Source organism: Pseudomonas sp. GZD-209 (assembly GCF_049310485.1).
GTDB classification, from domain to species: domain Bacteria; phylum Pseudomonadota; class Gammaproteobacteria; order Pseudomonadales; family Pseudomonadaceae; genus Aquipseudomonas; species Aquipseudomonas sichuanensis.
On record NZ_JBMOWQ010000291.1, the window covers coordinates 1 to 9369 of the forward strand.

The following is a 9369-nucleotide window of genomic DNA, read 5'->3' on the forward strand; positions in this document are numbered from 1 at the left end:
GGAGCGGGCTTGCCCCGCGATGGAGTGCGAAGCGCTCCTATACCCGATATCAAATAGTGTCAAAGACGCCGCGAATCCAGGTTTTGCTGCCGCGTTGCGGCAGATCGCGGGGCAAGCCCGCTCCCACAACGATGGATGACCATACTTTTCGTACAGAGCCTAGGCAAGGCCGCTCCTGCAGGCCGGCTACCTCAATGAGCTTCCCCGGCCTTCAACCCCTGCGGCAACTTGCGCGTCAACAACACCGCCAGCATGCTCACCGCCAGCCCGATCCCGACGAAGTGGAAGGCATCGTTGTAGGCCATGATCATCGCCTGCTGGTGGGTGATCTCACTGAGCTTGCCCAGCGCCGCGGTGTCGTTGCCCAACCGCTCGGTGAGTTGCGCCAGGCGTTCGGCCACTTGCGGGTTGCTCGGCACCAGTGCTTCACGCAGGTAGTCGAAGTACACCTTGGCCCGCGCATCCAGCAAGGTCGCCAGCAAGGCGATGCCAATTGCGCCGCCGAGGTTGCGCAGGATGTTGAACAGGCTCGACGCCGACCCCGCATCCTGGGGTTGGATGTAGGCCGTGGCGATCAGCGAGATGGTCACCATGATCATCGGCTGGCCAAGGGCGCGGATCACCTGGATCTGGTTGAACTGCGGCCCGGCGAAGTCCGGGTTGAGCACCCCCGAACTGAAACTGGCCACGCCAAACAGGCAAAAGCCCAAGGCGCACAGCAGCTTTGGCGAGATCACCTTCATCAGCAGCGGCACCAGCGGAATCAGGAACAGCTGCGGCACCCCCATCCACATGATCACCTCGCCGATCTGCAGGGCGTTGTAGCCCTGGATCTGTGCCAGATACAGCGGCAGCAGGTAGATCGAGCCGTACAGCCCCACACCCATGCCCAGGCTGGCGATGCTGGATAAACCGAAGTTGCGGTTGCCGAGGATGCGCAGGTTGATCAGCGGGTGCGGGCGGGACAGCTGCAGGATCACGAACAGGATCAGGCTGACCAGGGCGACACTGCCCAGGCCGACGATCAGGCTGGATTCCAGCCAGTCCTTGCGGTGGCCTTCTTCAAGGAACACCTGCAGGCAGCCCAGGCCCAGGCCGAGGCTCACGATGCCGGCGTAGTCGGTGCTCTTCAGCAGCTCCCAATGGGCTTCCTTCTTTTCCAGCCCGTACATCAGCCCGGCAATCATCAGCAGCCCTGGCGGGATGTTGATGTAGAAGATGTACTCCCAACCCCAGTTCTCGGTCAGCCAGCCCCCCAGGGTCGGGCCGATCGACGGGGCGAAGGTGGCGGTCATGGCGAACATGGCCATGCCCTTGGCGCGATGATGTTCCGGCAGTTTGATCAACGTCAGGGTGAACGCCAGCGGGATCAGTGCGCCGCCGGTGAAGCCCTGCAGGGCGCGGAACACGATCATGCTTTCCAGGTTCCAGGCCATCGAGCACAGCAGCGACGAGGCCAGGAAACCCAGCGACACCCACACCGCCAGGCGCCGGGCCGACAGCAACTGCACCAGCCAGGCGGTCAGCGGGATCATGATGATCTCGGCCACCAGGTAGGAGGTGGAAATCCACGAGCCTTCCTCAAGGGTGGCTGACAGCGCGCCCTGGATGTCCTTGAGCGAAGAGTTGGTGATCTGGATGTCCAGCACCGCCATGAAGGCGCCGAGCATCACGCTCATCACTGCGATCCAGTCGCGCCGGGTGGGCTCTGCGCTGGGCCGCAGCAGTTGGTCACCGGCCATCGCGGCTGTCGCCCTGGCTGCGCAGGTCGACGGTGGCCGTCACCGACATGCCTGGGCGGATGCGGCCATGCAGCGGGTTGTCGGCGGCGAAGGTCAGTTTGACCGGGATGCGCTGCACCACCTTGGTGAAGTTGCCGGTGGCGTTGTCTGGCGGCAGCAGGCTGAACTGTGCCCCGGACGCGGCGAACAGGCTGTCGACGCGGCCTTCGATCGGGGTGTCGGGGTAGCTGTCGAACAGCAGTTCGGCGCGCTGGCCGGGGTGCATCTTGCCGATCTGGGTTTCCTTGAAGTTGGCCTGCACCCAGATGTCCTGGTCCGGAACGATCGACAGCAGGTAGGCGCCGGCCTGCACCACCTGGCCGTTGCGCGCGCTGCGCTGGCCGATGGTGCCGCTGATCGGCGCGTGGATCTCGCAGCGGGTCAGGTTTATTTCGGCCTGCGCCAGGTCGGCGCGGGCATTGGCAATCTGTGCATCGAGGCGCTTGAGTTCGGCGCTCAGGGCATCGACCTGCTGGCGCTGGCCTTTGAGATCGGCCTGGGCCTTGTCCACCTGGGAGCGGGCCACATGGCTTTCCGCCGAGAGGGTGGTGACCCGCTCTTCGGAAACGAAGCCTGGCTTGCGCAGGGCCTGGGCGCGGTTGAGGTCGAGCTGCGAGCGGTCGAGGGTGGCCTGGTTGGCGGCCACCTGGGCCTGGCCGGCGGCAATCAGGCTGCCTTGCTGGGCCAGCCGGCTCTGCGCCTGCAGCCGTTCCGCTTCGCGGGTGGCCAGCGCGGCGCGGGCGCGGGCCACGGCCAGTTCGAAATCGGCGACTTCCAGGCGCACCAGCAAGTCACCCTTGCTGACATGCTGGTTGTCTTCCACCCTCACTTCATCGATGCGCGCGCCGAGCTGGCTGGAAACGCGGGTGATCTCGCCTTGTACATAGGCGTTGTCGGTGCTCTCGAAGAAGCGCCCCTTGAAGTACCAATGGGCGAGGAAGGAGAGGGCGATCAGCGCGACCAGGGTGATGAAGATCAGCAAGCGACGTTTGAGTTGGGCGGGCATGAGGACTATGGTTCCAGAAGTGTAAGCAAATTTAACAGGCGCAACCGGCACCGTCACAAGTGACGAAAGCGCCATTGCTGGAGCCCAGTGCCCGCTCCCTGCTAACATCCCGCCTTTGTTTGAATCTTCGTTCGAGACTCTCCATGACCACCGTTCGCACGCGTATCGCGCCATCGCCCACTGGCGACCCCCATGTCGGCACTGCCTACATCGCCCTGTTCAACTACTGCTTTGCCAAGCAGCACGGCGGTGAGTTCATCCTGCGTATCGAAGACACCGACCAGCTGCGCTCCACCCGCGAGTCGGAACAGCAGATCTTCGACGCCCTGCGCTGGCTCGGCATCGAATGGAACGAAGGCCCGGACGTCGGCGGCCCGCACGGCCCGTACCGGCAAAGCGAGCGTGGCGAGATCTACGCCAAGTACGCCAAGGAGCTGGTCGATGCAGGCCACGCCTTCTACTGCTTCTGCACCGCCGAAGAGCTGGAGCAGATGCGTGCCGAGCAGATGGCCCGCGGCGAGACCCCGCGCTACGACGGCCGCGCCCTGCTGCTGAGCGATGAGGAAGTGCAGCGCCGCCTGGCGGCCGGCGAGCCTCACGTGATCCGCATGAAGGTGCCGAGCGAAGGCATCTGCGTGGTGCCGGACATGCTGCGTGGCGATGTCGAGATCCCGTGGGACCGCATGGACATGCAGGTACTGATGAAGAACGACGGCCTGCCGACGTACTTCCTGGCCAACGTGGTCGACGATCACCTGATGGGCATCACCCATGTACTGCGTGGCGAAGAGTGGCTGCCCTCGGCGCCCAAGCTGATCAAGCTGTACGAGTACTTCGGCTGGGAGCAGCCCAAGCTGTGCTACATGCCGCTGCTGCGCAACCCGGACAAGTCCAAGCTGTCCAAGCGCAAGAACCCGACCTCGGTCACCTTCTACGAGCGCATGGGCTTCATGCCCGAAGCGATGCTCAACTACCTGGGCCGCATGGGCTGGTCGATGCCGGACGAGCGCGAGAAGTTCTCGCTGGCAGAGATGGTCGAGCACTTCGACCTGTCGCGCATCTCGCTGGGCGGCCCGATCTTCGACATCGAGAAGCTGTCCTGGCTCAACGGCCAGTGGCTGCGTGAGCTGCCGGTTGAAGAATTTGCCGCGCGCCTGCAGAAGTGGGCCTTCAACAGCGACTACATGATGAAGATCGCCCCGCACGTGCAGGGCCGGGTTGAAACCTTCAGCCAGGTTGCCCCGCTGGGTGGCTTCTTCTTCGAAGGCGCGTTGAAGCTTGACGCCAAGCTGTTCGAGAGCAAGAAACTGTCGTCCGACCAGGTGCGCCAGGTAATGCAGCTGATCCTGTGGAAACTGGAAAGCCTGCGCCAGTGGGAGAAGGACCGCATCACCGCCTGCATCCAGGCGGTGGTCGAGTCGTTGGAACTCAAGTTGCGCGATGCCATGCCACTGATGTTCGCCGCCATTACTGGCCAGGCCAGCTCGGTTTCGGTGCTCGACGCCATGGAAATCCTCGGCCCAGACCTGACTCGTTACCGCCTGCGCCAGGCCCTGGACCTGCTGGGCGGCGTGTCGAAGAAAGAAAACAAAGAGTGGGAAAAGCTGCTGGCGAATATCGCCTGATAGCGGCTTTTGCTTTCGTGGGAGCGGGGGGGGGGGGGGGGGGGGGGGGGGGGGGGGGGGGGGGGGGGGGGGGGGGGGGGGGGGGGAAAAGAGGGGGGGGGTTGCGATGTTGCATTGACCATCGCGATCGCGGGGCAAGCCCGCTGCCACGGGACTTTGTTTGCATTGAAGAGCAGGGCAGGGCGGTAAGTGATTGTTATCTGTGAAAAATTTTTTGATTAATTTCAAAAATTCGTTTGACAGCCCTGCAATCGGAACTTAATATGCGCCCCGTCCACAGCGATGAACGAAAACGAAACGCCAGGCACCCAGCCAGCGATTCGGTTCAAAGCGACATTGTGGGGCTATAGCTCAGCTGGGAGAGCGCCTGCATGGCATGCAGGAGGTCAGCGGTTCGATCCCGCTTAGCTCCACCAAATTCCGCTTAACGGCAATGCCGGTAAGCAAGACCGGGTCCAGCAACCGGGTCTTGAAGGTAAGAAGGTTCGTCCCCTTCGTCTAGTGGCCTAGGACACCGCCCTTTCACGGCGGTAACAGGGGTTCGAGTCCCCTAGGGGACGCCAGTTTTGCACAAGCGATGTTTAATCATGTCGCTGGGCCGAGAGGCTAGAAATCCGGGGCTATAGCTCAGCTGGGAGAGCGCCTGCATGGCATGCAGGAGGTCAGCGGTTCGATCCCGCTTAGCTCCACCAATTTTGCCGCGGTCCGTGAAAACGGATCGGCACGAAGGTTACGTCCCCTTCGTCTAGTGGCCTAGGACACCGCCCTTTCACGGCGGTAACAGGGGTTCGAGTCCCCTAGGGGACGCCACTTTTACCCGCGTTTTGCGGGAGTTGAAAGGCTCATCATCTTTGTGTGAGCCTTTTGTTTTACCTCGGGGCTATAGCTCAGCTGGGAGAGCGCCTGCATGGCATGCAGGAGGTCAGCGGTTCGATCCCGCTTAGCTCCACCAATTCGCCGCGATTCGTGAAAACGGATCGGCACGAAGGTTACGTCCCCTTCGTCTAGTGGCCTAGGACACCGCCCTTTCACGGCGGTAACAGGGGTTCGAGTCCCCTAGGGGACGCCATTTTTTACCCGCGTTTTGCGGGACTTATAAGGCTCATTCGATTATTGAATGGGCCTTTTGTTTTTTCTGCTCCCTGAGAATTCACTGTCGGCCGCTCGCGCGCCGCAGATTTTGCTTGCCTTAAAATATGATAAGCATAATATGTCGATCATAATATTTTGAGGTGAGCCATGAGCGACAAGAAGAGCAAGACACGCGAACGCATTCTTGAAGCGGCGCGTGGCGCGTTGATCCAGCACGGGCCGGCCGAGCCCAGTGTGAGCCAGGTCATGGGCGCCGCCGGGCTGACCGTGGGTGGTTTCTACGCCCATTTCGACAGCAAGGATGAGCTCATGCTGGAGGCCTTCAGCCAGTTGCTGGCCGAGCGCCGGGCCTTGCTCGCCGGGGTTGACCCGAGCCTGGACGGTGCTGGCCGTCGTGCGTTGGTTGCCGCTTTCTATCTCTCGCGCAAGCACCGTGACGCAGAAGTGGCGGCCTGCCCGCTACCCAATGCACTCAGCGAAATGCAGCGCCTGCCAGAGGCTTTCCGTGAAGTACTGGTGGAGCACATCGAGCTGATGACCGCGCAGATGGTCGACCGCCCCGAAGACATGGACAAGGCCCTGGCCGACTTCGCCCTGATGGTGGGTGGCCTGGCAGTGGCGCGGGCCCTGGGCACTGGCGAACTGTCCGATCGCATCCTGCGTGCCGCCAAATCGGCGGTGATCTGAGCACGTTCATTCCTGGAGCATGGCGATGAATACCCTGAGCTGGATTCGTGGTGTCAACGGCACCCTCGGCCACCTGGCCCCTGAACACGTCGCCGGCAAGATGCGCCGCGCCTTCATGAGCCCGCGCACCCTGCCACCGAGGGACTGGGAGCTGCCGCTGCTGGCTCGCGCCGAGCGCATCACCCTGCGCTTTGGGCTGTCGGCGCTGCGCTGGGGGCAAGGGCCGACCGTGTTGCTGATGCACGGTTGGGAAGGGCGGCCAACCCAGTTCGCCGCACTGATCGAAACCCTGGTCGCTGCCGGGCATACCGTGGTGTCGCTGGAGGGCCCGGGCCATGGGCGCTCGCCAGGGCATCAGGCCCATGTGGTGCTGTTCGCCCGCGCCTTGCTGGAGGCCGCGGCCGAGTTGCCGCCGCTGCGCGCGGTGATTGGGCATTCCATGGGTGGCGCCAGCGTGCTGCTGGCGCTGCAGTGGGGGTTGCGTGCCGAAGCGGCCGTGAGTATTGCCGCGCCAGCCCGGTTGCTGGGGGTGATGCGCGGTTTCGCCCGGCATCTGGGGTTGCCGGCGCGGGCCAGGGCGGCCTTCATTCGCCAGGTCGAGCGTGATATCGGCGTGCAGATTGCGCGCCTGGATGTCACCGGTTATCAACTGGACCTGCCGGGCCTGGTGGTGCATGCCAGTGATGATGTGCTGGTGCCGGCTGGTGAATCGCAGGTCATTCACAAGGCCTGGTTCGACAGCCGCCTGCTTTTGCTCGAAGAGGGTGGCCACGTGCGCGTACTGGCTGACCCGCGGCTGGGTGAGGCGGTACTCGAACTGCTGGCGCGCACCAATGAGCGCGCCCGACAAAGCGCCTGAGCATCCGTTACACTCTGCCCGTTCACGAACAACCAGGAGCGGGCATGAGCTGGGATCTGGCGGCACCATTCACCATCGACCTTCGCGTCGGCAATGAGGACATCGATGGCCTAGGCCACGCCAACAATGCGGTCTACGTCACCTGGCTGGAGCGCTGCGCCTGGCGCCATTCCCAGCGCCTGGGGCTGGACCTGGCCGAATACCGTCGCCTGGACCGGGCCATGGCCGTGGTGCGCCACGAGATCGACTACCTCGCTGCCGCCTACGAAGATGACGAGCTGCAACTGGCCACCTGGATCGTCGACTGGGACCAGCGTCTGCGCATGACCCGGCGTTTCCAGCTCAAGCGCCCGAGCGACGGCGTCACCCTGTTGCGCGCACACACCACCTTCGCCTGCATCGAGTTGTCCACTGGCAAACCCAGGCGCATGCCGGCGGAGTTCCTCGACGGCTACGGCGCGGCGCTGATCGGCAACTGAAAAGCGGCGGTTTTTTGCTAGACTGCCGCCTTTTGCGCCCTGAGACCCTCACATGCAAATTGCCCTGGCCCCGATGGAGGGGCTGGTCGACAACATCCTGCGCGACGTCCTGACCCGGGTGGGTGGCATCGATTGGTGCGTCACCGAGTTCATCCGCGTTTGCGATCGCCTGTTGCCGGAATCCTCGTTCGACAAACTGGCCCCGGAACTGCGCCAGGGGGCGCGCACCGCGGCCGGCGTGCCAATGCGTGTGCAACTGCTCGGTTCGGACCCGGTATGCCTGGCCGAGAACGCGGCACTGGCCTGCGAGCTGGGGGCCCCGGTGATCGATCTGAACTTCGGCTGCCCGGCCAAGACCGTCAACAAGTCGCGTGGCGGGGCAGTGCTGCTCAAGGAGCCGGAGTTGCTGCATGCCATCGTGCGTGAGGTGCGCCGCGCCGTGCCGGCGCACATTCCGGTGACCTCCAAGATGCGCCTGGGCTTCGACAGCCCGGATGGCGCGCTGGAGTGCGCCACGGCGTTGGCCGAAGGCGGCTCGGCGCACCTGGTGGTGCATGCGCGGACCAAGGTCGAGGGCTACAAGCCGCCGGCCCACTGGGAGTGGGTGGCGCGGGTGCAGGATGTGGTCAAGGTGCCGGTGTTCGCCAATGGCGAGATCTGGACCGTCGACGACTGGCGACGCTGCCGCGAAGTGAGCGGCGCCGAGGACATCATGCTCGGTCGCGGCCTGGTGTCGCGCCCGGACCTGGCCCTGCAGATCGCGGCCGCCCGCGATGGCCGTGACTACCAGCCGATGAGCTGGGACGACCTGCTGCCGTTGCTGCGCGAGTTCTGGCGACAGGCGCAGGCCAAGCTGTCGCCGCGCTATGCGCCGGGGCGCATGAAGCAGTGGCTGGCGATGCTGACCCGGGGTTATCCCGAGGCGGTGCTGCTGTTCGCCGAGTTGCGGCGTGAGGATGATTGCCAGCGGATCAGTGGCTTATTGGGGTGTCAGGCGTCGTTTGCCGAAGCTTGCGTCGCCTGATCCGCCCTTATCGCGGGGCAAGCCCGCTCCCACGAGGGATACTTTGGACTGCCCCCAAGAAGTTGGACACCAATCCAACCCTTGGGGGCAGTCCACTTAGTGGGAGCGGGCTTGCCCCGCGATTGCGTTTGCACGTCAGCAAAAATTTATTGAAGGGCCCTTGAAAGCGTTTTGCCCGGCCATATCTCTTTGAGTACGCGATGCCGAAGTCGGGTCGCGTAGTGACTTACTTGCTGACTCTCAGGAGTTTATGACCATGACCACCGCTTTCTCTCTCGCACCCCTTTTCCGCAACTCCGTCGGCTTCGACCGTTTCAACGACCTGTTCGAAGCTGCAGCACGCAACGAGGCCGGTAGCAGCTACCCGCCCTACAACGTGGAAAAGCATGGTGAAGACCACTATCGCATCGTGGTTGCCGCTGCCGGTTTCCAGGAACAGGACCTCGACCTGCAGGTCGAAAAAGGCGTCCTGACCGTGTCCGGTGGCAAGCGCGATAACGGCAACGAAGGCGTCACCTTCCTGCATCAGGGCATCGCCCAGCGCGCCTTCAAGCTGTCGTTCCGCCTGGCCGACCACATCGAGGTCAAGGGTGCTGGCCTTGCCAACGGCCTGCTCAGCATCGAACTGCTGCGCGTGGTGCCGGAAGAAGCCAAGGCCAAGCGCATCCCGATCAATGGCGACAAGCCTGCGCTGAACTGAGTTCGGAGGGGATGAACGAAAGGGCACCTTCGGGTGCCCTTTTTGCTGTGCCCTGCATAGTGCAATCAACAGGCCCTGTGGGAGCGGGCTTGCCCCGCGATTGCGATGTTGGATCT

8 protein-coding genes and 6 tRNA genes are annotated in these 9369 nt (G+C 63.5%); 12 read left to right on the top strand and 2 right to left on the bottom strand.

Going from position 1 to position 9369, the window contains the following annotated elements; translation table 11 throughout:
• Positions 1–191: 191 nt before the first annotated feature.
• Together ACO6VM_RS27215 and ACO6VM_RS27220 are read right to left on the bottom strand one after the other, a co-directional pair.
• Positions 192–1682 (bottom strand): MDR family MFS transporter, encoded by a 1491-nt coding sequence (locus ACO6VM_RS27215; RefSeq protein ID WP_322360288.1) that lies wholly within the window; start codon positions 1680–1682, stop codon positions 192–194.
• Positions 1683–1731: 49 nt separating this feature from the next.
• Entirely contained in the window at positions 1732–2787 is a 1056-nt protein-coding gene (locus ACO6VM_RS27220; protein ID WP_401057877.1) for an HlyD family secretion protein, read from the bottom strand.
• Positions 2788–2930: 143 nt separating this feature from the next.
• Between ACO6VM_RS27220 and gltX the strand changes: the two genes are divergently transcribed.
• The 12 genes from gltX to ACO6VM_RS27280 all read left to right on the top strand — a co-directional run bounded on the left by gltX (position 2931) and on the right by ACO6VM_RS27280 (position 9253).
• Positions 2931–4412 (top strand): glutamate--tRNA ligase, encoded by a 1482-nt coding sequence (gltX, locus tag ACO6VM_RS27225; protein ID WP_125857910.1) that lies wholly within the window; start codon positions 2931–2933, stop codon positions 4410–4412.
• A 340-nt stretch (positions 4413–4752) separates the two neighbouring features.
• Positions 4753–4828: transfer RNA gene (locus tag ACO6VM_RS27230), tRNA-Ala, on the top strand.
• A gap of 71 nt (positions 4829–4899) precedes the next feature.
• Positions 4900–4975 (top strand) — tRNA-Glu (locus ACO6VM_RS27235).
• 53 nt (positions 4976–5028) lie between these two features.
• A tRNA-Ala gene (locus ACO6VM_RS27240) sits at positions 5029–5104 on the top strand.
• Positions 5105–5146: 42 nt separating this feature from the next.
• Positions 5147–5222: transfer RNA gene (locus ACO6VM_RS27245), tRNA-Glu, on the top strand.
• 66 nt (positions 5223–5288) lie between these two features.
• A tRNA-Ala gene (locus ACO6VM_RS27250) sits at positions 5289–5364 on the top strand.
• A gap of 41 nt (positions 5365–5405) precedes the next feature.
• Positions 5406–5481 (top strand) — tRNA-Glu (locus ACO6VM_RS27255).
• Positions 5482–5651: 170 nt separating this feature from the next.
• Positions 5652–6191, top strand: a complete 540-nt coding sequence (locus tag ACO6VM_RS27260; RefSeq protein WP_110996448.1) for a TetR/AcrR family transcriptional regulator — start codon at positions 5652–5654, stop codon at positions 6189–6191.
• Between the two features lie 25 nt (positions 6192–6216).
• Entirely contained in the window at positions 6217–7050 is an 834-nt protein-coding gene (locus ACO6VM_RS27265) for an alpha/beta fold hydrolase (RefSeq protein ID WP_125463249.1), read from the top strand.
• A 44-nt stretch (positions 7051–7094) separates the two neighbouring features.
• Positions 7095–7529 (top strand): acyl-CoA thioesterase, encoded by a 435-nt coding sequence (locus ACO6VM_RS27270; protein WP_125463250.1) that lies wholly within the window; start codon positions 7095–7097, stop codon positions 7527–7529.
• A 52-nt stretch (positions 7530–7581) separates the two neighbouring features.
• Positions 7582–8553, top strand: coding sequence for a tRNA dihydrouridine synthase (locus ACO6VM_RS27275; RefSeq protein WP_401057879.1), 972 nt, complete (start codon positions 7582–7584; stop codon positions 8551–8553).
• 256 nt (positions 8554–8809) lie between these two features.
• A complete protein-coding gene (locus tag ACO6VM_RS27280; RefSeq protein ID WP_110996452.1) occupies positions 8810–9253 on the top strand; it encodes an Hsp20 family protein in 444 nt (147 codons plus the stop codon).
• The last annotated feature ends 116 nt before the right edge of the window (positions 9254–9369 follow it).